Source organism: Polyangium mundeleinium (assembly GCF_028369105.1).
GTDB classification, from domain to species: domain Bacteria; phylum Myxococcota_A; class Polyangia; order Polyangiales; family Polyangiaceae; genus Polyangium; species Polyangium mundeleinium.
In genome coordinates, this window is record NZ_JAQNDO010000001.1 from 4,325,939 (window position 1) to 4,350,027 (window position 24,089).

19 protein-coding genes are annotated in these 24,089 nt (G+C 68.1%); 3 read left to right on the forward strand and 16 right to left on the reverse strand.

Translation table 11 applies throughout. The annotated features are described in order from the left end of the window. Window positions 1-183: 183 nt before the first annotated feature. The 14 genes from POL67_RS17300 to POL67_RS17360 all read right to left on the reverse strand — a co-directional run bounded on the left by POL67_RS17300 (window position 184) and on the right by POL67_RS17360 (window position 19,139). Window positions 184-1,503 (reverse strand): tetratricopeptide repeat protein, encoded by a 1,320-nt coding sequence (locus tag POL67_RS17300; RefSeq protein ID WP_271918474.1) that lies wholly within the window; start codon window positions 1,501-1,503, stop codon window positions 184-186. Between the two features lie 85 nt (window positions 1,504-1,588). Further along, complete coding sequence (locus POL67_RS17305) at window positions 1,589-2,584, reverse strand: RNA polymerase sigma factor (protein WP_271918475.1); 996 nt, start codon at window positions 2,582-2,584, stop codon at window positions 1,589-1,591. 636 nt (window positions 2,585-3,220) lie between these two features. Then, window positions 3,221-3,550, reverse strand: a complete 330-nt coding sequence (locus POL67_RS17310) for a hypothetical protein (protein ID WP_271918476.1) — start codon at window positions 3,548-3,550, stop codon at window positions 3,221-3,223. Window positions 3,551-3,564: 14 nt separating this feature from the next. Next, window positions 3,565-3,912, reverse strand: a complete 348-nt coding sequence (locus POL67_RS17315) for a helix-turn-helix domain-containing protein (protein ID WP_271918477.1) — start codon at window positions 3,910-3,912, stop codon at window positions 3,565-3,567. A gap of 402 nt (window positions 3,913-4,314) precedes the next feature. Then, a complete protein-coding gene (locus tag POL67_RS54530) occupies window positions 4,315-5,601 on the reverse strand; it encodes an HI1506-related protein (protein ID WP_506333368.1) in 1,287 nt (428 codons plus the stop codon). 1,040 nt (window positions 5,602-6,641) lie between these two features. After that, window positions 6,642-6,833 carry a hypothetical protein gene (locus POL67_RS17320; protein ID WP_271918478.1) on the reverse strand — a complete coding sequence of 64 codons (192 nt, stop codon included), beginning with the start codon at window positions 6,831-6,833 and terminating at the stop codon, window positions 6,642-6,644. Between the two features lie 1,464 nt (window positions 6,834-8,297). Continuing rightward, entirely contained in the window at window positions 8,298-8,630 is a 333-nt protein-coding gene (locus POL67_RS17325; RefSeq protein WP_271918479.1) for a hypothetical protein, read from the reverse strand. Window positions 8,631-8,694: 64 nt separating this feature from the next. Then, entirely contained in the window at window positions 8,695-9,090 is a 396-nt protein-coding gene (locus tag POL67_RS17330) for a hypothetical protein (protein ID WP_271918480.1), read from the reverse strand. A 418-nt stretch (window positions 9,091-9,508) separates the two neighbouring features. Then, window positions 9,509-9,886, reverse strand: a complete 378-nt coding sequence (locus tag POL67_RS17335) for a hypothetical protein (RefSeq protein WP_271918481.1) — start codon at window positions 9,884-9,886, stop codon at window positions 9,509-9,511. Window positions 9,887-10,341: 455 nt separating this feature from the next. Continuing rightward, window positions 10,342-10,482: a hypothetical protein gene (locus POL67_RS17340; RefSeq protein ID WP_271918482.1), complete on the reverse strand. Its 141-nt coding sequence runs from the start codon at window positions 10,480-10,482 to the stop codon at window positions 10,342-10,344. Between the two features lie 804 nt (window positions 10,483-11,286). Beyond that, entirely contained in the window at window positions 11,287-11,934 is a 648-nt protein-coding gene (locus POL67_RS17345) for a hypothetical protein (RefSeq protein ID WP_271918483.1), read from the reverse strand. 848 nt (window positions 11,935-12,782) lie between these two features. Beyond that, complete coding sequence (locus tag POL67_RS17350) at window positions 12,783-13,073, reverse strand: hypothetical protein (RefSeq protein WP_271918484.1); 291 nt, start codon at window positions 13,071-13,073, stop codon at window positions 12,783-12,785. 304 nt (window positions 13,074-13,377) lie between these two features. Then, entirely contained in the window at window positions 13,378-15,387 is a 2,010-nt protein-coding gene (locus POL67_RS17355; protein WP_271918485.1) for an FG-GAP repeat domain-containing protein, read from the reverse strand. A 1,325-nt stretch (window positions 15,388-16,712) separates the two neighbouring features. Next, window positions 16,713-19,139 carry an FG-GAP repeat domain-containing protein gene (locus tag POL67_RS17360; protein ID WP_308789591.1) on the reverse strand — a complete coding sequence of 809 codons (2,427 nt, stop codon included), beginning with the start codon at window positions 19,137-19,139 and terminating at the stop codon, window positions 16,713-16,715. Between the two features lie 188 nt (window positions 19,140-19,327). Between POL67_RS17360 and POL67_RS17365 the strand changes: the two genes are divergently transcribed. Together POL67_RS17365 and POL67_RS17370 are read left to right on the forward strand one after the other, a co-directional pair. After that, a complete protein-coding gene (locus POL67_RS17365) occupies window positions 19,328-20,809 on the forward strand; it encodes a serine/threonine-protein kinase (RefSeq protein ID WP_271918486.1) in 1,482 nt (493 codons plus the stop codon). A 17-nt stretch (window positions 20,810-20,826) separates the two neighbouring features. Then, a complete protein-coding gene (locus POL67_RS17370; RefSeq protein WP_271918487.1) occupies window positions 20,827-21,876 on the forward strand; it encodes a hypothetical protein in 1,050 nt (349 codons plus the stop codon). A 43-nt stretch (window positions 21,877-21,919) separates the two neighbouring features. Here the strand turns inward: POL67_RS17370 and POL67_RS17375 are convergent, their stop codons facing one another. Then, entirely contained in the window at window positions 21,920-22,117 is a 198-nt protein-coding gene (locus tag POL67_RS17375) for a hypothetical protein (RefSeq protein ID WP_271918488.1), read from the reverse strand. Window positions 22,118-22,165: 48 nt separating this feature from the next. Continuing rightward, window positions 22,166-22,594, reverse strand: a complete 429-nt coding sequence (locus tag POL67_RS17380; RefSeq protein ID WP_271918489.1) for a hypothetical protein — start codon at window positions 22,592-22,594, stop codon at window positions 22,166-22,168. 378 nt (window positions 22,595-22,972) lie between these two features. Here POL67_RS17380 and POL67_RS17385 point away from each other — a divergent pair, with 378 nt between their 5' ends. Next, entirely contained in the window at window positions 22,973-24,067 is a 1,095-nt protein-coding gene (locus tag POL67_RS17385; protein WP_271918490.1) for a hypothetical protein, read from the forward strand. The last annotated feature ends 22 nt before the right edge of the window (window positions 24,068-24,089 follow it).

Genomic DNA, 24,089 nt, shown 5'->3' on the forward strand with positions numbered 1-24,089 from the left:
GCGTCGGTATCGGTCCCCGCATCGCCTGGACACAGGTCGTTCGGAAACAGCGGATCGGGGATGCACGTCTCGAATACGTTCTCAGTGCCGCCACAGCCTTGGAGGACGGATACGATCGCCATCGTCGCGCTGACAGCGCTCAGAAATACGTGGATATACGTTCGGTGCATCATAGTTCACCTGCTAAAAATTCCACAACCCCATTGCTGTCACTGCCGTCATGACGGCCGGCTGATCGGCGACGACTATCTGATTAACGACAATTCGCGTCCTGCTCGACAATGCCAGGACATCAGCCGCTAGACGTACTGCAAAGGCCGAGGCTAGTGGAATCTCCGCTCCCGCCCGTCCCCCAATACCAGGCCGAAATAAGACCTTGGATGTCCCTTCGTAGGGATCCCGGGCGAAGTCAATCTTCATGATTCCAGCGTGGCCAACAGCGCATCCAAAGGCCCATCGCCATCGTCCGCACATGCTTAAAATGCCGCCTGCCGTCATGGCTTGTATCGAGCCATCCTTGATTCCACTGGTCAGCCACGCGGTGCGCGCATCCAACTCGACCGATAAGAATGGACTCGGTCGCACGCCCGCAGATATCGCCATCCCAACGGCGGGAGCCCACGACGCCACCCCCAGCACCATGATCGGCCCCGCGCCGATCGAACCCCTCACGCCTGATTTCTTCCCATCGCTCCCCGGAGGGTCGTCATACCCATACGGATCCTCCTGCTTCGGCAGTGGCTTGCCGTCCACGACCGCCACCGCGCCGGCAATGCCTAGACGTGGATCCCCAAGCGGCTCCATGCGCACCTCGGGGAGGCCGGGGGGCGCTGGGATCGCGGATGGCTCGGGGGAAGGCTTGGCCCTTGGGGTGGGCTCGATCGATGGATCCAAGGGAAGCGGCGTCAGGACGACAGCGACGTCCATGCTCCCGGCCCTGCACGCCGTGAAGATCGCGCGCCCGTCCCGATACCCCGTCAGGCTCGCCCGGATCTCGTGCTCGCCAGGCATGGCGAAAATGAAAAATCCCGTTCGATGCTTCGGATTGATCGATTCGCCGTCGAGCGTTGTCCGTTCCGGTATGTGCGAGATCGTGACGTCCAGCATGCAGACCACGGCGCGGGCCGCGTCGTACGCCGCTTTGAACTGCTCCCGCTCCGCGGGGCTCGCACGCCAATCACGGTTCACGGCATCATGCAGAAGATCGGCCCCCTTGGCCGGCCTCCCTGCCTTTACGAGCAGGACCCCTAGCCTGCCAGCGATCAACGGATCCGGCCGGACCTTCAATGCTTCGGAGTAGGCGAGCACCGCGTCGGCAATCTGCCCCGAGGCCCGCGCGCGGTCGCCCCGCAGCACGTACTCTGCGAAGCGCGCTTCATCGGCAGCCGCCTGGATCGTCTCTGGATCCAGCTCGCCAGGCTCGGGCGCGTCGTCTGCTCGTGCAGGCGCGGCGAACCCGAGGAGCCCGAGGAGCCCGACGACCGAGAGACAGCCCATCCGCATGGCGCGAGTTTAGACAAACCGAGCAAGTGGGGCAAGGGGTTCGAGAAAGACGAACCCCGGCACAATAAACGCGCGGAATCCTCGATTATCGCCCGTCTTTGGGGTCGTGGGTCCTTCCTCGGAGAACCTCGTCGACCGCCCGTTCCGCCTCGGGAGTCAAGGTAAACGACGTGGCGAGGGGCCGAGGAGCAGGACGGATGGGAGCCGCGTCCACGGCCGGAGCGGGAGTCGGCGCAGGGGGCTCGATCGAGGCGACGGGCTCTTGTACGTGGTCGAAGATGACCAGCACGTAGGGCGCGAGGTGAAGGTGGCGAACGCGCGACGCATCGTCCGACGGGAGCAACCACGCCGCAACGGCCGCCCCGCCGACGAGCAGGCCCACCAAGGGTGGCCATAGGGGCCCGAGCATGTCCGCCCATCGTCGAGACCGGCGACGTCCAGGAGGCGCGGACGACCCCTCGGACGATTCCTCGCCCGGCGCGCCCCGCCACCATTGGCGAGAAAAGAAGAGGAGCAGGAGAGGGAGGACGCCGCGCGCCCCGCGGTCGCGCGCGCAGAGCGCCGCGTAAAGGCGCATGCGCGCTTCGAAGAGGGCGTTTCGAGACGAGTTTACAGGAATGCCCAGCGTTTGAGCGATCGTCTCGTGCGGCTTCTCATCGATCTCGTACCCGATGAAAACGGCGCGTTGCCGCGCGGTCAGTTTGGGAAGCTCGTCCTTCACGGCACGAAGGAACTCGGCGCGCTCGGCCGCATCTTCGGGCGAGACGTCGTTGGACGCGACATCCTCGGGCGACGCGCCTTCTCGTGATGCTTGGCGTCGAGCGCGACGCCCGTACTTAAGGGCCATTCGCTCCGTCAGGACGAACAGCCACGGTTGAAGGTCCGCATCATCGACGCTCACGCCCGCGCGGCATGTTGCCGCCTCCCAAAGCACATCTTGGGTGATGTCGTCGCGGTCGGCGAGGGAACTCACCCAGCGGCCCGTCCATCGAAAGATGACCGGACGGAGCGCCGCGAGGGCAGCCAGGCGAGAACGGGAGACGGAGGGGGTACGGACGTATACGCGCGCGAGACTGGTCACACCCGTACATGTCTGCAAGGAGGGCGAATGTACCGACGGGGCCGGTCGATTTTTCTGTGCCGATGCTTGTTTCCTACAAAGACCTGTTCATATGGTCATGTGTGATTTTGTGCGAACGTGTTTTTCGGGCACGGACCGTGCGGCATATCACCCGCGCTGTATGATCGTGCCACACAGCGGACACCGGCGAGGGTCGGCGCTTCGACGGAGCAGGGCTTGCGGGTGGACGTCGAGAGCGCGGGCAACACGAACGACCAGCGCCCAACGGGTTCGCGTCCGCGGGTAGTGAAAGAGGAAGGCGCGTAGCTTGACCTCCGGGATTCCGAGTATTTCCAACGCGAGAGATACCGACGCATGCGGTCCGCTTTCGTATCGCTATGGGAGGAGGATTTCGCGCTCCGTACCGTCCGTGCCCCGGAGGATGAACCGGTCTCCACGCCCCAGAGCGGCGGTGACCAGGACGTGATAGACAGCAACCGCTCGCCTCACGACTTCGGTCATGCTTTCCGCCTCGCTCATCACACGGAGGGCGTCCATTCGGGTCCGCACCCGCTCGGGTAGCTCCAGATTGAGCCGTGAGGAAGGTTCGACCCTTGCGGGGCGAGGCATCTTCGGGTCCCTCCATCCGCAGTGATATCAGCGTTTCGAGGTGAATAGCTCGTAAGAGAAGCCTGCCTCGGCCGCGTCCCGTCGATGCACAGAGGCTTCCTCGGGGGTCGCCTCGTATCCCAGGAAGTATTTACGCCCTTTGGTGTCGCGGATCTCCGTTTCCCAAATGTAGATGAGCTCGTCGTGGCCGAAGGCCAGTTGACCCCACACCAATAGCCGCAGGATCACAGGCGAAGGCAACCGCGCCAGCTCTTTTCGACGCAACTCGACGCCGTTGAAGAATCGCCGCCATCTCTTCCGAGGGACATCGGGCAGGTACATGCGGCCGTCGCTGCAATGCACGTAGCGGCATGTCATGGTAGCGAATCTGCCTATCCGGTTCGAGGCTCGGGCAACGGGAGCGTCGCGCCGCCCACGAGGATCGCCGCAAGACCGACGCCGCTGCATTGGGCCACGCGAGCGGCGAAGTCGACGGACGGCTTGATCCTCCGGTCGCAGACGCCCCCGATGTAATTCGTCGGGAAGCCGAGCGCATCGGCCGCCTCTTCCTGCGTGTGCTGACGGAGATAGGCGTCCAGGTACGCGAGCGTCCGATCGCGCTGCTCGTCCGTCAGCACAGCGGGAACGCTCACCGGATCCCCTTCGTCGTCCGGGGTCGTCTGTTGCCCCATACGCGGCGTCGGGACGCCCTCTTGATCGTCATCGGGCGCAGCATCCATGCTCCCTCCATCGGTCGTGTGATGTCATCGGCCCGAGGTGATTGCGTCGCACTCGCTGCAAAGAGAGGTGACCCTATGCGGCGCAACCACCTCGGACCGGTGACAAAGCCCACCCGAACCGAACGGTGGCGGCTTTTCGACAGGAGGACCACCGTTCGGCCGGGATGAGAGAGACGGCAGACGTCCCCTCCCGGCGAGCTTTCATGCGCGCGCGGTGAGCGGCGAGGTTTGCGGTCTCCACACGCTACATGCTCGGTCGGGGGGTGGTTGTTAGCGCGGGCCGCGTCGATTTGTAGGGCAGTGTCCTACCTGAGAAATCAAGCCAATCGCGAACGTGAGGACGTACCTCTCCCGTTACGGCGCGCCGATGGCATGCCGTCGAATCGGTCGGGGCGCAGGATTTCACGAGGCGGGCGGGCCACGGGCCCTGGCTTGCGGGGTCGTGGTTCGCCGATCACGGCGCGCGGGGGGCTCGACCGTGGGGCGCGAATGGCCCGGCGCGGCGCTTGGCAGGGCGCTTAGCGGGGAGCTGGACGCGTCGAGCGGCGTCGGCTCGACCGTGGGGCGTGGAGGGGCCAGCGCGGCGCCTGGCGGGGGGCTGGACGCGTCGGGCGGCGTCGGCTCGACCGAGGGGCGCGGAGGGGCCGGCGCGGCGCTTGGCGGGGGGCTGGACGCGTCGGGCGGCATCGGCTCGACCGTGGAGCGCGGAGGGGCCGGCGCGGCGCTTGGCGGGGGGCTGGACGCGTCGGGCGGCATCGGCTCGACCGTGGAGCGCGGAGGGGCCGGCGTGGCGCTTGGCGGGGGGCTGGACGCGTCGGGCGGCGTCGGCTCGACCGTGGGCACCGGCGGACCGTCGACGGGCCGCGCGTCGGGGACATGCGTCAACGAGATCCGCTTACCCGGATCACGTTTCAGGGCGTCGATTTGCTCGGGGGTAAGGGCATCATCCGGAAGGCGCGTTTCGCCAGCAGGCCAGGAAAGGCCGACACGAACGGTGCGACCGTCGCGGGTTTCTTCGCGGAAACCGCAGCGGTACACCTTGAAACCAGGGACGGGGGTGCAGGTGACGATCAGCATAGGCCTCTTTGCGCGGACTGCTCCACCCATGGGCCGAAATGGGACGCCAATGGTCCGTTTGTGGCTGCATTGCGGCGGCCCGCGGTCTCTGCCGATGGCTGGCGAGCTCGAGGGCGCGAAAAGGATGAGGAAAAAAAATTCGGTCGAGCGCGGTCCCGCCGCGTCAGCCTCGGGGAAGATTTCGCCGCTCGTCGCCCTCCGCGCCGTCGAGCGCGAGCAGGCCTTCCACGTCGTGACCGTCGAGCGCGAGGCGCGAGGGGCCGCAGAAACACGCGGTCGAGCGCGGTCCCGCCGCGTCTGCCTGGGGGGAGATTTTTCCGCTCGCCGCCCCGCGCCGTCGAGCGCGAGCGGCCCTTCATGATCGCGACCGTCGAGCGCAAGGCGAGGGACCGCAGAAACACGCGGTCGAGCGCGGTCCAAGCCATCGAAAGCACGCGAAGATTTCGACCGGAGGGGGGCCGGCGGAAATGCCGCCCCGCCGCGTCCCGAGGTCTCCCCCACGTCCCACCGTCGAGCGTGTCGGGCGCGGCGAGCGCCGCGAGCTGGTGACCGTCGAGCGCGGCGAGCGTGCGAGTCGGAGCCTATCGCGAAACGGCCGAATGACCGCAGCATCCGGCATCATGCAGCGATGGACGCGTCCGCCTCGCGCGGTGCGAGGTCGACACGGTACACGCGACGAGCACGAGGTACGGGGTGAGATTGGAGCGGCATTTCAAGGGCGTAGCGTGCACAGGCGTCGAGCGCCGGACGGTGGAATCGTGGCCCCGACAGACGGCCGGCGGAAACGTCTCCCTTCACGGGGAAGCCTATTTCACGGGTAAACGCGCGCCCTGTGTACCCTCGATCGAAGCGTGCTCGCCGCGCTCGACGTGCGTCCGGTACGTCAAACACACGCGCGGCGCATCCTTAGTTTCCGCCACTTCGACCCCCCCGCATGCGGGGGTGGCGGAAATTCGATGTCGAGCGCGGTCCCGCCGCGTCTGCCTGGGGGGAGATTTTTCCGCTCGCCGCCCCGCGCCGTCGAGCGCGAGCGGCCCTTCATGATCGCGACCGTCGAGCGCAAGGCGAGGGACCGCAGAAACACGCGGTCGAGCGCGGTCCAAGCCATCGAAAGCACGCGAAGATTTCGACCGGAGGGGGGCCGGCGGAAATGCCGCCCCGCCGCGTCCCGAGGTCTCCCCCACGTCCCACCGTCGAGCGTGTCGGGCGCGGCGAGCGCCGCGAGCTGGTGACCGTCGAGCGCGGCGAGCGTGCGAGTCGGAGCCTATCGCGAAACGGCCGAATGACCGCAGCATCCGGCATCATGCAGCGATGGACGCGTCCGCCTCGCGCGGTGCGAGGTCGACACGGTACACGCGACGAGCACGAGGTACGGGGTGCGATTGGAGCGGCATTTCAAGGGCGTAGCGTGCACAGGCGTCGAGCGCCGGACGGTGGAATCGTGGCCCCGACAGACGGCCGGCGGAAACGTCTCCCTTCACGGGGAAGCCTATTTCACGGGTAAACGCGCGCCCTGTGTACCCTCGATCGAAGCGTGCTCGCCGCGCTCGACGTGCGTCCGGTACGTCAAACACACGCGCGGCGCATCCTTAGTTTCCGCCACTTCGACCCCCCCGCATGCGGGGGTGGCGGAAATTCGATGTCGAGCGCGGTCACGGCCGCGAGACCTCGGGGAAGATTTCGACGCTCGCCGCGCGCCGTCCGCCTCGATGCACGAGGCCGACGAGCACGAGGCCCACGTCGAGCCCGAGGCCGACGAGCTGGGGCCGGCGAGCACGAGGCGCACGTCGAGCGCCGCGCCCCTCGATGGCCCCGGGGTCGGTCGCGACGCACCCGCCCCCCACGTCGAGCCCGCGGATCTACGCGGTCGAGCGCGGTCACGGCCGCGAGACCTCGGGGAAGATTTCGACGCTCGCCGCTCGCCGCGCGCCGCCTCGATGCACGAGGCCAACGAGCACGAGGCCGGCGTCGAGCGCCGCGCCCCTCGATGGCCTCGGGGTCGGTCGCGACGCACCCGCCCCCCACGTCGGGCCCGCGGATCTACGCGGTCGAGCGCGGTCATGGCCGCGAGACCTCGGGGAAGATTTCGACGCTCGCCGCGCCGTCCGCCTCGATGCCCGAGGCCGGCGAGCAGGGCGACGAGCACGAGGGGCACGTCGGCGCCGCGCCCCTCGATGGCCCCGGGGTCGGTCGCGACGCACCCGCCCCCCACGTCGAGCCCGCGGATCTACGCGGTCGAGCGCGGTCATGGCCGCGAGACCTCGGGGGAGATTTCGACGCTCGCCGTGCCCCTCGATGGCCCCGGGGTCGGTCGCGACGCACCCGCCCCCCACGTCGAGCCCGCGGATCTACGCGGTCGAGCGCGGTCACGGCCGCGAGGCCTCGGGGAAGATTTCGACGCTCGCCGCTCGCCGCGCGCCGCCTCGATGCACCCGCCCCCCACGTCGAGCCCGCGGATTTACGCGGTCGAGCGCGGTCACGGCCGCGAGGCCTCGGGGAAGATTTCGACGCTCGCCGCTCGCCGCGCGCCGCCTCGATGCACCCGCCCCCCACGTCGAGCCCGCGGATTTACGCGGTCGAGCGCGGTCATGGCCGCGAGACCTCGGGGGAGATTTCGCCGCTCGCCGCTCGCCGCTCGCCGCTCGCCTCGATGCACGAGGCCGACGAGCACGAGGCACACGTCGAGCCCGAGGCCGACGAGCTGGGGCCGGCGAGCACGAGGCCCACGTCGAGCCCGAGGCCGACGAGCTGGGGCCGGCGTCCTCGGGGGTACGTCCCGACGCACCCGCCCGCGGTCGATGCACACGAGCGAGAGCGCGCGTGCGTGCGTGTGTCGCGACAAGCTTTTTGGCCGAATTATGGCCGCTCGACCCCCCCCGCATGCGGGGGTGGCCAAAATTCGACGTCGAGCGCGGTCAAGGGCTCGAAATCCCTGGGAAGAGTTTCCCGCCGTCAAACTATGGGTGGACAGAATGCGACGTCTGGCGGGAGCGTCGAGCGCCGCGCCGCCTGGATGCACGAGGCCGACGCGCACGAGGCCCACGTCGAGCGCTGCGCCCCTCGATGCACGAGGCCCACGTCGAATGCCGCGCCGCCTCGATGCACGAGGCCGACGAGCACGAGGCCGGCGTCGAGCGCCGCGCCGCCTCGATGCGATGCCCGAGGGCTACGAGCACGAGATCGGCGCCCTTCTCGCCGGGATCGGTCGCGGCGCACCTGCCCCCATATCGGGTCCGTGCCCGGATTGTCGACCGCGCATGACCGCTCGGTCAATCACACCAAGTGTATGAACTGTCCTGATGCTCTGCTCACCAAACTTCGATGAATACGCGGGAGACGTGCGAACTGAGAGACGTGGTGCACAGGTAGACCAACATGCCGAGAGCGTGCGCACGCTGTTCCTCGGTCCACTCTTTGGCGTCCAGAAGAGTCGCTGAGACAGATCCGGCCGATTCCTCCTTGAAGGAATACTTGGGAGGGGCCGGCAGCGAATCCAGTCCCTTATGCTGGATGGTTGCTTGAAGAGGCGAACTGGACTCGAACTTCCACGTTGCACTGTTCTTGAGCAGCTCCGGTAGAGCCTTGAGAAAACCCTCGGCTCCCTTCCCTTGTTGTTTTGTGACGTGGATCGATATGAACATGCTTTCTGTGCTCCCGCTCGTAGTGATGGCGAGCCGCTTTAGGGCGGGATAATATGTCGCCCACTTAATATGTCAACCCCACCAAGGCGCTACATCCTGGACACATCGATGGGGTATACGAAACACCAGCATGCGGTGCCGGCGTCGAGCGCCGCGCTGCCACAATGCCCGAGGCCGGCGAGCTGGGGCCGGCGTCGAGCGCTGCGCCGTCTCGATGCACGAGGCTGACGAGCACGAGACCGGGCGCGCCCTGCTCGCCGGGGTCGGTCGCGACGCACCCGCCCCCATGCAGGGCAGGCGCGTTCACGCGGTCGAGCGCGGTCACGGCCGCGAGACCTCGGGGGAGATTTCGACGCTCGCCGCTCGCCGCGCCGCCTCGATGCACGAGGCCGACGAGCACGAGGCCGACGAGCACGAGGCCGACGTCGAGCACGAGGCCGACGTCCAGGGCGACGAGCACGAGGCCCACGTTGAGCCCGAGGCCGACGACCTGGGGCCGGCGTCCAGGGCGACGAGCACGAGGCCGGCGTCGAGCGCCGCGCCGCCTCGATGCACGAGGCCGGCGAGCTGGGGCCGGCGTCCTCGGGGGTACGTCCCGACGCACCCGCCCGCGCTCGATGCACACGAGCGAGAGCGCGCGTGCGGGCGTGTGTCGCGACAAGCTTTTTGGCCGAATTATGGCCGCTCGACCCCCCCGCATGCGGGGGTGGCCAAAATTCGACGTCGAGCGCGGTCATGGCCGCGAGAGACCTCGGGGAAGATTTCGCCGCCCGACGCTCGCCGCCTCGATGCCCGAGGCCGACGAGTTGGGGCCGGCGAGCACGAGGCCGGTGAACACGAGCGCTGGCGCGCGCTGGCGAGCGCTGGCGGGCTCGACCCTAATCGATATCCGCTGCGTACCGATCCCTGATTTTACAGAATCGAACGTCGCCCGGGAAGTAGTTTATGCCCTGCTTTGCAAATGAACGGCAGGTAAAAACCCAGTCTCCAAGATCGAGTGGTAGGCGGAATAGAGTCTGTTCCACCCCGGCCTGGATTGTCACCGTTGGAAGCCCGATATGGGTGCTGTCTGGCAGGTCCTCATTTAGCGCTTCCGTCAGGCCCGCGGTGCGACACGCCGCCAGCGTTGCTCGGAGCAGTCCGACGGTTAGCACTCTGACGGGCTCTGTTGTTTCGCTCGTATCCCGGATCTCCTGGATCACGAGTTCAGGGAGTAAGAGCCAGTCGCTTACGGTATTGGGGGCCACGTCCGCCATCGCTGGCATTGTAGCCGTGGGAACGACGAACACGAGGCCCAAGTAGAGCGCCGCGCCGTCAACCGCGGTTACGACCGCCAGACCTCGGAAAGGCTTCGGCGCTCACCCCGCCGCTCGACGCTCGCGCGGCGAGCTCGCCGCGCCGCCTCGATATGCCCGAGGCCGACGAGTTGGGGCCGGCGAGCAGGGCGACAAGCCCGAGGCCGGCGTCGAGCGCCGCCCCTCGATGAACCCGCCCCCCACGTCGGGCCCGCGGATTTACGCGGTCAAGCGCGGTCACTGTCGCGAGACCTCGGGGAAGATTTCGCCGCTCGCCGCTCGCCGCGCCGCCTCGATGCCCGAGGCCGACGAGCCCGAGGCCGACGTCGAGCGCCGCGCCCCTCGATGGCCCCGGGGTCGGTCGCGACGCACCCGCCCCCCACGTCGAGCCCGCGGATTTACGCGGTCGAGCGCGGTCACGGCCGCGAGACCTCGGGGGAGATTTCGACGCTCGCCGCGCCGCCTCGATGCCCGAGGCCGGCGAGCTCGTCGCGCCCCTCGACGCGCACCCGCCCCCCACGTCGGGCCCGCGGATCTACGCGGTCGAGCGCGGTCACGGCCGCGAGACCTCGGGGGAGATTCCGCCGCTCGCCGCGCCGCCTCGATGCCGAGGCCGACGAGCACGAGTCGCACGTCGAGCCCAAGGCCGACGAGCTGGGGCCGGCGTCCAAGGCGACGAGCACGAGGCGCACGTCGAGCGCCACGCCCCTCGATGGCCTCGGGGTCGGTCGCGACGCACCCGCCCCCCACGTCGAGCCCGCGGATTTACGCGGTCGAGCGCGGTCATGGCCGCGAGACCTCGGGGAGATTTCGACCCTCGACCCTCGCCGCGCGCCGCCTCGATGCACCCGCCCCCACGTCGAGCCCGCGGATTTACGCGGTCGAGCGCGGTCACGGCCGCGAGACCTCGGGGGAGATTTCGACCCTCGACCCTCGCCGCGCCGCCCGAGGCCGGCGAGCTCGTCGCGCCCCTCGACGCACCCGCCCCCCACGTCGGGCCCGCGGATCTACGCGGTCGAGCGCGGTTACGGCCGCGAGACCTCGGGGGAGATTGCGCCGCTCGCCGCGCCGCCTCGATGCCCGAGGCCGACGAGCACGAGGCCCACGTCGAGCCCGAGGCCGACGAGCTGGGGCCGGCGTCCAGGCCGACGAGCACGAGGCGCACGTCGAGCGCCGCGCCCCTCGATGGCCTCGGGGTCGGTCGCGACGCACCCGCCCCCCACGTCGAGCCCGCGGATTTACGCGGTCGAGCGCGGTCACGGCGGCGAGACCTCGCGGAAGATTTCGCCGCTCGCCGCCGTCCGCCTCCTCTATGCCCGAGGCCGGCGAGCCGGGGCGAAAACCTGCCGCCGCTAAAGAGATTATTCTATCGATGTATTGCAGCGCAAACAGGAATACACGATGGTTTCGAGGCCCCATTCTCCCTCGTCGCCAGATAACAAGGCAGCCTCATAGTCGGCCTCCTGGCCCTCGGTAGCGTCGTCGTCGAGATCTGCCATTTCATGCACAATCCTGACAGACAATGCCCCCCCGCATTTGTCGCATGTCGGCTTGGTATCGGGCTCACTCCCGCGATCAGATTTCGCCGCGGCAGTGTTCGTTTCCACGCCGCCCCGCTGCCCTATGCCGGTCTTCTTGGACGCGGCTGCTTTCTTCTTCGCCGTGGCGGTCTTCTTTGCCGCGCCGCCCTTCTTCTTCGCCGTGGCGGTCTTCTTTGCCGTGGCGGTCTTCTTTGCCGCGCCGGTCTTTTCCTTCGCCGTGGCAGTCTTCTTCGCCGTGGCGGTCTTCTTTGCCGCGCCGCCCTTCTTCTTCGCCGTGGCGGTCTTCTTTGCCGTGGCGGTCTTCTTTGCCGCGCCGGTCTTTTCCTTCGCCGTGGCAGTCTTCTTCGTCGTGGCGGTCTTCTTCGCCGTGGCGGTCTTCTTTGCCGTGGCGGTCTTCTTTGCCGCGCCGGCCTTCTTCGCTGTGCCGGTCGCCTCTTTTGGTGTTGTCCTGCGCGGGGAGTTACGCATATCGCACACACTGATATAGACATACGGTCGCCGTCAAGGTGGAGCGCGGTCACGGCCACGCCGTCCGCCTCGATGTCCGAGGCCGGCGAGCAGGGCGACGAGCACGAGGCGCACGTTGAGCGCTGCGCCCCTCGATGGCCTCGGGGTCGGTCGCGACCCGCCCGCCCCCACGTCGAGCCCGCGGATTTACGCGGTCGAGCGCGGTCACGGCCGCGAGACCTCGGGGGAGATTTCGCCGCTCGCCGCTCGCCGCGCGCCGCCTCGATGCACCCGCCCCCCACGTCGAGCCCGCGGATTTACGCGGTCGAGCGCGGTCACGGCCGCGAGACCTCGAGGACGATTTCGACGCTCGCCGCGCCGTCCGCCTCGATGCCCAAGGCCGGCGAGCAGGGCGACGAGCGCGAGGCGCACGTCGAGCGCCGGGCCCCTCGATGGCCCTGGGGTCGGTCGCGACGCACCCGCCCCCACGTCGAGCCCGCGGATCTACGCGGTCGACGAGCGCGGTCACGGCTGCGAGACCTCGGGGGAGATTTCGACCCTCGCCGCGCCGCCTCGATGCACGAGGCCGACGTCGAGCACGAGGCCGACGAGCTGGGGCCGGCGTTCAGGGCGACGAGCACGAGGCCGGCGTCGAGCGCCGCGCCCCCTCGATGCCCGAGGCCGACGAGCTGGGGCCGGCGTCCTCGGGGGTACGTCCCGACGCACCCGGAAGTGTACCGATCGGAGATGAGACCAATGCTCAGCTCCCGCCCCGGGAGATGGGAGCGGAGCAGGCTGAGAGAGCCCCGGGACCAAGATTCCCGCGTGGTTACAAACGGCGCGGGAGAGGATGTCCCAGAGCCGCTCTTTCAGCTCCTCCGATCCGACCACACGCGCGAGGTCGTGCGCGCAGCCTGCTCGGTCGAGAGCACCGCGGGGAGGCTGTCCGGGGTCTCGTCATGGCCCTCAGTCCTGGTCGTGCTCGGGCATGACGCGCCTCCCTTCCGCTTCGGGGGCGTCACGAGGGAGAGCGCAGGCGCTTTGCGGGGCGGCGCCTTCCCGGCGAGGGCATCGTCGAGCGACAAGCCCACGGCGCGCGCGATGCTCCGGGCCAGCGCCATGTTGCCGGGGTTCGTGCCGTCCAGGAACGCGAGGTCCATGGACCGGCGGAAGCTCAGGAGGTGAGCGACCTTCGTCCACGTCCCGTGCGTTGGGGTGCCCTCGGAGCACGTCCGGGAGAGCTGCTACATGTAGGAGGCCATGCGCCCTAGCCCCCTGCGGAAGGCCTCACGCTCGAGCCCTGGCGGACTCCTGCGCCTCGCTGGGCTGCCTCCCTCGATGGGCGCGCGCCCGAAGGTGTTGTCGGCCAGCACGAGAATGTGGCCGTATGAGAGATCACGGTGAAGAGGATGTACGAGGATCGATCGCGGAAGGTTACTTTTCGCGTTCCGATTTTACGTGTCGCTATGGCAAGCAGGCATTGAACAGCACGCTTACCGTGCTTCCGCCCGCGACCACGAGATCGGGTCTGCCATCGAAGTTCAAGTCTGCCGCTGCGACCGACTGAGGAGACGAGCCCGTGACGTAGTTGACCGCGGCGGCGAAGGTGCCGTTGCCCTGATTCAGCAGCACGCTCAGGGTGGAGTCGCCCGAGTTTGCAACGGCGAGGTCGAGCTTGCCATCGCTATTGAGGTCCGCTGCCGTGATCGAAGAGGGACCGAGGCCCGCAGCGTAGTTGAAGGCGGCGGCGAAGGTCCCGTCGCCTTGGTTCTGCAGCACGCGCACGTTGTTGCTGTTGGCATTCGCGACGGCGAGGTCAGCCTTGCCATCGCCGTTCAGATCCGCCGCCGCGACCGACTGGGGGTTCGAGCCCGCAGCATAGTGGACCGCGGCGGCGAAGGTGCCGTTGCCCTGGTTCAGCAGCACGCTCACGTTGTCGCTGCCGACGTTCACGACGGCGAGGTCAGGCTTGCCATCGCCGTTCAGGTCCGCCGTCGCGACCAAATAGGGGCCCGAGCCCGCAGCGTAGTGGACCGCGGCGGCGAAGGTGCCGTTGCCCTGGTTCAGCAGCACGCTCACGTTGTCGCTGCCGACGTTCACGACGGCGAGGTCGGGCTTGCCGTCGCCGTTCAGGTCCGCCGTCGCGACCGAATAGGGGCTCGAGCCCGCAGCGTAGTTGACCGCGGCGGCGAAGGTGCCGTTGCCCTGGTTCTGCAGCACGCTCACGTTGTTGCTGTTGGCGTTCGCGACGGCGAGGTCAGCCTTGCCATCGCCGTTCAGGTCCGCCGTCGCGACCGACAGGGGGTTCGAGCCCGCAGCGTAGTGGACCGCGGCGGCGAAGGTGCCGTTGCCCTGGTCCAGCAGCACGCTCACGTTGTTGTTGCTAGCCGCGTTCGCGACGGCGAGGTCAGGCTTGCCATCGCCGTTTAGGTCCGCCACCGCGACCGAATAGGGGTTCGAGCCCGCAGCGTAGTTGACCGCGGCGGCGAAGGTGCCGTTGCCCTGGTTCAGCAGCACGCTCACGTTGCCGCTGTAGCTGCTGGAGTTCGCGACGGCGAGGTCGGGCTTGCCATCGCCGTTCAGATCCGCCGTCGCGACCGACCAGGGGCTCGTGCCCGCAGCGTAGTTGACCGCGGCGGCGAAGGTGCCGTTGCCCTGGTTCACCAGCACGCTCACGTTGTTATTACTCTGGTTCGCGACAGCGAGGTCAGGCTTGCCATCGCCGTTCAGATCCGCCGTCGCGACCGAAAAGGGGTTCGAGCCCGCAGCATAGTGGACCGCGGCGGCGAAGGTGCCGTTGCCCTGGTTCAGCAGCACGCTCACGTTGTTGCTGTTTTGGTTCGCGACGGCGAGGTCAGGCTTGCCATCGCCGTTCAGGTCCGCCGCCGCGACCGACAGGGGGTTCGAGCCCGCAGCATAGTTGACCGCGGTGGCGAAGGTGCCGTTGCCCTGGTTCAGCAGCACGCTCACGTTGTTGCTGTTTTGGTTCGCGACGGCGAGGTCAGGCTTGCCATCGCCGTTCAGGTCCGCCGCCGCGACCGACAGGGGGTTCGAGCCCGCAGCATAGTTGACCGCGGCGGCGAAGGTGCCGTTGCCCTGGTTCAGCAGCACGCTCACGTTGTTGCTGTTTCGGTTCGCGACGGCGAGGTCAGGCTTGCCATCGCTGTTCAGGTCCGCCGTCGCGACCGAAGAGGGGCCCGAGCCCGCAGGGTAGTGGACCGCGGCGGCGAAGGTGCCGTTGCCCTGGTTCAGCAGCACGCTCACGTTGTGGCTGCCGAAGTTCGCGACGGCGAGGTCAGGCTTGCCATCGCCATTCAGGTCCGCCTCCGCGACCGAAGAGGGGCCCGAGCCCGCAGGGTAGTGGACCGCGGCGGCGAAGGTGCCGTTGCCCTGGTTCAGCAGCACGCTCACGTTGCTGTTTTGGTTCGCGACGGCGAGGTCAGGCTTGCCATCGCCGTTCAGGTCCGCCGCCACAGCGGAACGTGGGGATGCGCCTACGGTCGACGCTGGAGGGCCGGGGAGCCCAAGCACCCCCGTGCACGGGGGTGCGACGCACGCCCCAGCGACGCAGGTCGCGCCCCCATTGCAGAGGGGGTTCCCAGCGATGCAAATGCCAGCCTGGCAAGTGTCGGTCGGGGTGCAAGCGTCACCATCATCGCAGGCGGAGCCGTTCGCCTTCGCCGGGTGGTTCGGCACCCCCGAGGTGCACACATCGTCCGTGCAGTCGTCCCCGTCGTCCGCAGGCGGATCGTTGTCCTCGGGGCTATTGGAGACATTGCCGTTGCCATCGCATACCGCCTGATTACAATCGCCCACCACTTGCGCCGCGATGACCGTGCCCGCCGCGGTATACGAGACACCACACACGTTGTCCACGCAGGTGCGCGTCTTGCACTCATCATCGACGCCAGCGCAATCGCTCGGCTGGATGCAGCCGACGCACTTGCCAGCGCCATCACAGAGGAGCGGCTTCTCCTGCGACATCCCGCACGTCGTGCCCTGCGGTTCGAACGCATTCGAGGCTACCCCGCCGCTGCATGTGTCTTTGGTGCAGGGGTTGTTGTCGTCGGGAAGATCGCTGTCGTTGTGCTGATACGTGATTCCGCCTTGACCGTCGCACACGGCCTGCCTGCAATCGCCCACTGTCTGTGCAGGCAGAGCGGTACCGAACGCGGTAAAGCTGACGCCGCACTGTCCGTCGGTGCACGTGCGCTTCTGGCATGCGTCGTCCGTGCCCGGGCAATCCGCGGGGGCGAGACACGCGACGCAGTGGCCCATGCCGTCGCACCGGGTGCCGCCCATCGTGCACATGGTTCCGGCCGCAGCCGGCTTGTTCACCGGAGTGCCACCCTCGCAGAGAGCCTCCGTGCAGGGGTCACCGTCATCGACGGGCGTGCAGGAACCACCGCCGCTGCCTCCGTCGAAGGGATGATAGTCGTTGTCGAGCCCGAGCACCGTCGTGCAGCCCCAGGCGGTCACCAGGAGCAACACGACACACAGTCCCAGCATCCGCTGGACGATCGGCGTCATCAATCCCATCTCCTCGCCCCCCGTGGGGAGGCATTCCCGTCGATGCTCGACCAGACCGCCTGCCGCGTCAAGGCAGCCGGATCGAAGGCCTCCCGGTCGAGCCCTGGCGGACGCCTGTGCCTCGCGGGGCTACCTCCCTCGCTGGGGGCGCGCCCGAAGGTGGGGTCGGCCAGCACGAGGATGTGGCCGTTAGAGGGATTAGCGTGAATGAGGATGTACGAGTAGCGTTCGCGGAAGGTTACTTTTCGCTTTAACGCTTTTACATGCCGCTATGGCAAGCAGGCATTGAGCAACACGCCTACCGTGCTTTCGCCCGTGACCACGAGATCGGGTCTGCCATCGAAGTTCAAGTCAGCCGCCGCGACCGACGTAGGATACGCGCCCGCGCTGTAGTTGAGCTCGGTGGCGAAGATGCCGTCGCCTTGGTTCAGCAGCACGCTCACGTTGCCGCTGCTCTCGTTCGCGACGGCGAGGTCAGGCTTGCCATCGCCGTTCAGGTCCGCCATCGCGACCGACCAGGGGCTCGTGCCCGCAGGATAGTGGACTGCAGCGGCGAAGGTGCCGTCGCCTTGGTTCAGCAGCATGCTCACGTTGCCGCTGCTCTCGTTCGCGACGGCGAGGTCAGGCTTGCCATCGCCGTTCAGGTCCGCCGCCGCGACCGAAGAGGGGCTCGTGCCCGCAGCGTAGTTGACCGCGGCGGCGAAGGTGCCGTCGCCTTGGTTCAGCAGAACGCTCACGTTGTTGACGAAGTAGTTCGCGACGGCGAGGTCAGGCTTGCCATCGCTGTTCAGGTCCGCCGCCGCGACCGAAGCGGGGCCAGTGCCCGCAGGGTAGTGGACCGCGGCGGCGAAGGTGCCGTTGCCCTGGTTCACCAGCACGCTCACGTTGTTGTTGCTCTGGTTCGCGACAGCGAGGTCTGGCTTGCCATCGCCGTTCAGGTCCGCCGTCGCGACCGAAAAGGGGACCGAGCCCGCAGCATAGTCGACCGCAGCGGCGAAGGTGCCGTTGCCCTGGTTCACCAGCACGCTCACGTTGTCGCTGTTGAGGTTCGCGACGGCGAGGTCTGGCTTGCCATCGCCGTTCAGGTCCGCAGTCGCAACCGAACGGGGGGTCGAGCCCGCAGCGTAGTGGACCGCGGCGGCGAAGGTGCCGTTGCCCTGGTTCAGCAGCACGCTCACGTCGTTGCTGCTGTAGTTCGCGACGGCGAGGTCTGGCTTGCCATCGCCGTTCAGGTCCGCAGTCGCAACCGAACGGGGGGTCGAGCCCGCAGCGTAGTTGACCTGCGCGACGAAGGTGCCGTTGCCCTGATTTACCAGCACGCTCACGTTGACACTGTTGTAGTTCGCGACGGCGAGGTCAGGCTTGCTATCGCCGTTCAGGTCCGCCGTCGCGACCGACTGCGGGTTCGAGCCCGCAGCGTAGTGGACCGCGGCAGCGAAGGTGCCGTTGCCCTGGTTCACCAGCACGCTCACGTTGCCGAAGTGGTTCGCGACGGCGAGGTCTGGCTTGCCATCGCCGTTCAGGTCCGCCGCCGCGACCGAACGGGGGCTCGAGCCCGCAGCGTAGTGGACCGCGGTGGCGAACGTGCCGTTGCCCTGGTTCAGCAGCACGCTCACGTTGTCGCTGTTGTAGTTCGCGACGGCGAGGTCTGGCTTGCCATCGCCGTTCAGGTCCGCCGCCGCGACCGACCAGGGGCTCAAGCCCTCAGCGTAGTTGACCGCGGCGGCGAACGTGCCGTTGCCCTGGTTCAGCAGCACGCTCACGTTGTCGCTGTTGTAGTTCGCGACGGCGAGGTCTGGCTTGCCATCGCCGTTCAGGTCCGCCGCCGCAACCGAACGGGGGCCCGAGCCCGCAGCATAGTGGACCGCGGGGGCGAACGTGCCGTTGCCCTGGTTCAGCAGCACGCTCACGTTGTCGCTGACTTGATTCGCGACGGCGAGGTCTGGCTTGCCATCGCCGTTCAGGTCCGCCGTCGCGACCGACCAGGGGTTCGTGCCCGCAGCGTAGTGGACCGCGGCGGCGAAGGTGCCGTTGCCCTGGTTCAGCAGCACGCTCACGTTGTGGCTGTTGAGGTTCGCGACGGCGAGGTCTGGCTTGCCATCGCCGTTCAGGTCCGCCGCCGCGACCGAAGCGGGGCCCGTGCCCGCAGGGTAGTGGACCGCGGCGGCGAAGGTATCGTTGCCCTGGTTCAGCAGCACGCTCACGTTGTGGCTGTTGAAGTTCGCGACGGCGACGTCTGGCTTGCCATCGCCGTTCAGGTCTGCCGCCACAACGGAAACTGGAGCGTCGCCTACGGTCGGCGTCGGAGGGCCGGGGAGCCCCAGCAACCCATTGCACGGGGGTGCGACGCACGCCCCAGCGACGCAGCTCGCGCCCCCATTGCAGAGGGGGTTCCCAGCGATGCAAATGCCAGCCTGGCAAGTGTCGGTCTGGGTGCAAGGGTCACCATCGTCGCAGGCGGAGCCGTTCGCCTTCGCCGGGTGGCTCGGTACCCCCGCGATGCACACATCGTCCGTGCAGGGGTCACCGTCATCGACGGGGGTGCAAGAACCACCGCCGCTGCTGCCGCCACCTCCGTCGAAAGGATGATAGTCGTTATCGAGCCCGAGCACCGTCGTGCAGCCCCAGGCGGTCACCAGGAGCAACACGACACACAGTCCCAGCATCCGCTGGACGATCGGCGTCATCAATCCCATCTCCTCGTCTCCCCGTGGGGAGGCGCTCCCGTCGATGCTCGACCAGACCGCCTGCCGCGTCAAGGCAGCCAGCTCAAAGCCATCGACTCCAATAGGGCCCACAGGGCCCACGTGCAGCCGGAACGGGAGCCAGACAACAGAAGGTGTCCAAGACAACACGTTAGTTGACACCGCCGGTCGACTGGGCGATGGTGCACACGATGTCGGCAGGATTGGCCGAAGGAACCGTATTTGCTGGGCGGTACCGCATCGTCCGCCGACTTGCAGCCGGCGGCATGGGCGCGGTGTATGAAGCGGTGCACATCGAGACCAATCGGCGCAAGGCGCTCAAGGTCATGCACGCGCATCTCTTTCAAAGCGACGAGATGAGCGAACGCTTCAAGCGCGAGGCGCGCATCGCCGCCGAGGTCGAGAGCGAGCATATCGTCGATGTCTCCGACGCCGGCGTCGATGAAGCGACCCAGACGCCCTTCCTGGTCATGGAGCTGCTCCGCGGCGAGGAGCTCGGCGAGCGCCTCAAGCGCGTGGGCCGGCTTCCGCCTGCCGAGGTGTGCACGTACCTGCGCCAGACAGCCATGGCGCTCGACAAGACCCACGCAGCGTCGATCGTCCACCGCGACCTGAAGCCTGCCAATCTGTTTTTGACACAGCGCGAGGACGGCTCGCCGCGCGTCAAGATCCTCGACTTCGGCGTGGCCAAACTGGTCGCCGACAGCGCGACCGGCGCCGGAGCCACGCGTAGCATGGGAACGCCGCTTTACATGGCGCCCGAGCAATTCCACACGGATACGAAGCTGACGGGAGCTGCGGACATCTATGCCATGGGCATGATGGCCTACAGGATGCTCGTTGGACAAACGTACTGGCACAAGGAAACGAGAAACTCGGCTGACATCATCGCCTTTGCGCTGGTCGCGGTACGAGGGCCCCAAGAATCGGCCGTCCAGCGAGCCGCAGCAGCAGGGGTGACGTTGCCACCGGCGTTCGATGCGTGGTTTTTTCGGATCACGGCGCTCGAGCCCTCTGCGCGGTTCGCAACGGCATCGGAGGCTGTGAAGGCTCTCGAGAAGGTATTCGATGACGCGGCCAGTGGGGACTTCGCGACGACGGTTCCGCTGCCAGGACCACCGAGAGCCATGATGCCATCTGGCGTGACACCTTCCGGAATGACATCGCCTGGAACGACGCCCGCGCTCATGGGTACGCCTGCAACGGGTGTGTCCACGGGCCCCCAGCCAAGTGCCATGTCGACGGGAGGCGACGTCTCGCCTGTTCGCTCGGCGCCGAGTCGGGCGCCGGCCCTTGTCGTCGCCGCATTGGTGCTCCTCGGGCTTTCGGGCGGCGCGCTCTGGTTTTTCGTGAGCACCGCCCAGAAGGCATTGCCGAATGCAGCGACCGAGGTGGCACCGGCCCAAAACAGCCCTGCGGCTCCCACGACGGATGTCGCCGCACCCAGCAAGCTCGTCGAGCCGCCCATCACCCTGGAGCCTGTATCAGCAGCGCAGGCAGAGCCTTCAGCGACGCAGGCGCCGCTGCAGGCGCCAAGCCCGGTGTCCAAGGCGACTGCACCTCGCAGTCCCGGAACGGCCACGGCAAAGACCACATCGAAACCGGCGACGACGACGAAAGCGACGACGGTAAAAACATCGTCCCCATTTGGTCAGGATTGAGGAAGTTGAGCACGAACATGACGCGTCGCCGAATCCTGGAGATGGTTTGTGTTGTGCATCTTACGGCCATTGCGATGCCCGCCGCTGCACAACAGGACGTCGCCGCGGCCAAGCGTCTTTTCGACCAGGGACTCGCTGACATGCAAGCGGGCAAGCATGACACCGGATGCCCCGCCCTCGCCGAAAGCCAACGCCTCGATCCTAGACCCGGCACACTGTTCACGCTGGCTTTCTGCGAATCCAGTTGGGGCCACGTCGCCACTGCCGATGCGCGACTCGACGAATACATACGCCTCTACGACAGGTTGCCGCCGGATCAACAAGCTCGACAGGGAGATCGGCGTACGCTGGCGAAGGAAGAGCGTGACAGGCTTGCGCCGGACATCCCCGAGCTCACGATGACGCTCGCCCCCGGCGCGCCTTCCAGGACGGTGGTGAAACGAGACGGCCAGGTGATCGGGGCTGCCGCGATGGGCATGGCGCTTCCGGTGGATCCCGGCGCGCACGTGCTGACGACGCAGGCACCCGGCGGCCCGGTGTGGGAACAGCACATCACGACCGCCAAAGGCGAAAAGAAATCCGTAGTGTTGGAGGTGAAGCCACCGCCGCCGGTCGTGCCCTCCACACCCGGGCCTCCGATCTTTCCGTCGAAGAACACGCGCACACCGCCTGTCGAGCAAAGCTCGGGCAGCGGGCGAAAGATGGCTGCTTATGCGATCGGAGGCGTGGGGCTCGCGGGACTGGCCGTGGGGGGGCTCCTGGGAGGACTCGTGATCAGCAAAAAGGGAGCCCTCGACCAGCACTGCGGAAAGGCCATCGGCTCGAGCGATCCAACGGCGTGCGATGACACGGGCCTCGACGCAGCGCAAAGCATCAAGTCGCTGGGTCTCGGGAGCACGATTGCTTTTGCATTGGGAGCGGTCGGACTGGGAACCGCGGCCGTGCTTTACTTCACTGCGCCAGAAACGAAAAATACCAGGGCTGGCTCGAACGCAGCGTGGATCAGCGCTGGGGTGCTTTCCGTGGGGCCGGGTGGAGTGCTCGTAGGATCACAGGGCGCGTTCTGAGGCGTGGATGAGGCCACGAGGGGGCATGCGCGCACGCGCAGGATCATTGGCGCTCACGCTGCCCGTAGCCTTCATGATCTGCGGCCGGCGCCACGCTGCCCAGACGAATGCTCAGGTCTGCGCCGACGCGCGCCCAGGGACCATCACCGACGGACATGTAATAGCCGCTCGCGCTGAGCGCCAGGGAAGCCGGGGCCTTTGCGTCCTCGTCGAGCACGGCGAACCGGACCTCGCCGCCCATGCGCTGAAACCCGAGCGAGGCGCCGACCTCGAACCAGCGCGTGACCCCCTAATTTCCTGAGTTCGCACCCTCGACCGCGTGGGCGAACAGCCCCGCGCCCTCGTCGAGCACGAGGCCGGCGTCGAGCGCCGGGTCGGTCGCGACGCACCCGCCCCCGCGTCGAGCCCGCGAATTTACGCGGTCGAGCGCGGTCACGGCCGCGAGACCTCGGGGAAGATTTCTACGCTCGCCGCGCCGTCCGCCTCGATGCACGAGGCCCGCGTCGAGCACGAGGCCCGCGTCGCGCACGAAGCCGATGAGCACGAGGCACACGTCGAGCCCAAGGCCCGCGAGTTGGGGCCGGCGTCCGGCGAGCACGAGACTGGCGAGCACGAGGCCCACGTCGAGCGTCGCGCCACCTCGATGGCCTCGGGCTCCGTCGTGACGCACCCGCGCCCCATGCAGGGCCGGCGCACTTACGCGGTCAAGCGCGGTCACGGCCGCGAGACCTCGGGGGAAGATTTCGACGCTCGACCCTCGCCGCGCCGCCTCGATGCACGAGGCCGACGAGCACGAGGCGCACGTCGAGCGCCGCGCCCCTCGATGGCCTCGGGGTCGGTCGCGACGCACCCGCCCCCCCACGTCGGCCCCGCGGATCTACGCGGTCGAGCGCGGTCACGGCCGCGAGACCTCGGGGAAGATTTCGACGCTCGCCGCTCGCCGCGCCGCCTCGATGCACGAGGCCGACGAGCTCGTCGTGCACCTCGATGCACCCGCCCCCCCACGTCGAGCCCGCGGATTTACGCGGTCGAGCGCGGTCACGGCCGCGAGACCTCGGGGAAGATTTCGACGCTCGACCCTCGCCGCGCCGCCTCGATGCACGAGGCCGACGAGCACGAGGCGCACGTCGAGCGCCGCGCCCCTCGATGGCCTCGGGGTCGGTCGCGACGCACCCGCCCCCCCCACGTCGCCCCGTGGATCTACGCGGCCGAGCGCGGTCACGGCCGCGAGACCTCGGGGAAGATTTTGACGCTCGCCGCTCGCCGCGCCGCCTCGATGCACGAGGCCGACGAGCACGAGGCGCACCCGCCCCCCCACGTCGGCCCGCGGATTTATGCGGTCGAGCGCGGTCACGGCCGCGAGACCTCGGGGAAGATTTCGACGCTCGCCGCTCGCCGCGCTGCCTCGATGCACGAGGCCGACGAGCACGAGGCCCACCCGCCCCCCACGTCGGGCCCGCGGATTTACGCGGTCGAGCGCGGTCACGGCCGCGAGACCTCGGGGAAGATTTCGACGCTCGCCGCTCGCCGCGCCGCCTCGATGCCCGAGGCCGACGAGCACGAGGCCCACGTCGAGCCCGAGGCCGACGAGCTGGGGCCGGCGAGCACGAGGCGCACGTCGAGCGCCGCGCCCCTCAATGGCCCCGGGGTCGGTCGCGACGCACCCGCCCCCCACGTCGAGCCCGCGGATCTTCGCGGTCGAGCGCGGTCATGGCCGCGAGACCTCGGGGAGATTTCGACGCTCGACGCTCACCGCGCCGCCTCGATGCCCGAGGCCAACGAGCACGAGGCGCACCCGCCCCCCACGTCGAGCCCGCGGATTTACGCGGTCGAGCGCGGTCACGGCCGCGAGACCTCGGGGGAGATTTCGCCGCTCGCCGCTCGCCGCGCCGCCTCGATGCCCGAGGCCGACGAGCACGAGGCCCACGTCGAGCCCGAGGCCGACGAGCTGGGGCCGGCGAGCACGAGGCCCACGTCGAGCCCGAGGCCGACGAGCTGGGGCCGGCGTCCAGGGCGACGAGCACGAGGCCGGCGTCGAGCGCCGCGCCGCCTCGATGCACGAGGCCGGCGAGCAGAGCGACGAGCACGAGGCCGGCGTCGAGCGCCGCGCCCCTCGTATCCGTTCGGCCTCCCGCATCATGGCGCGCATCGAGGCTGCTGCGTAACCTTCTGCCGCGATGCCGCAGCATGACGAGTTCGTCGTGGATGAACCC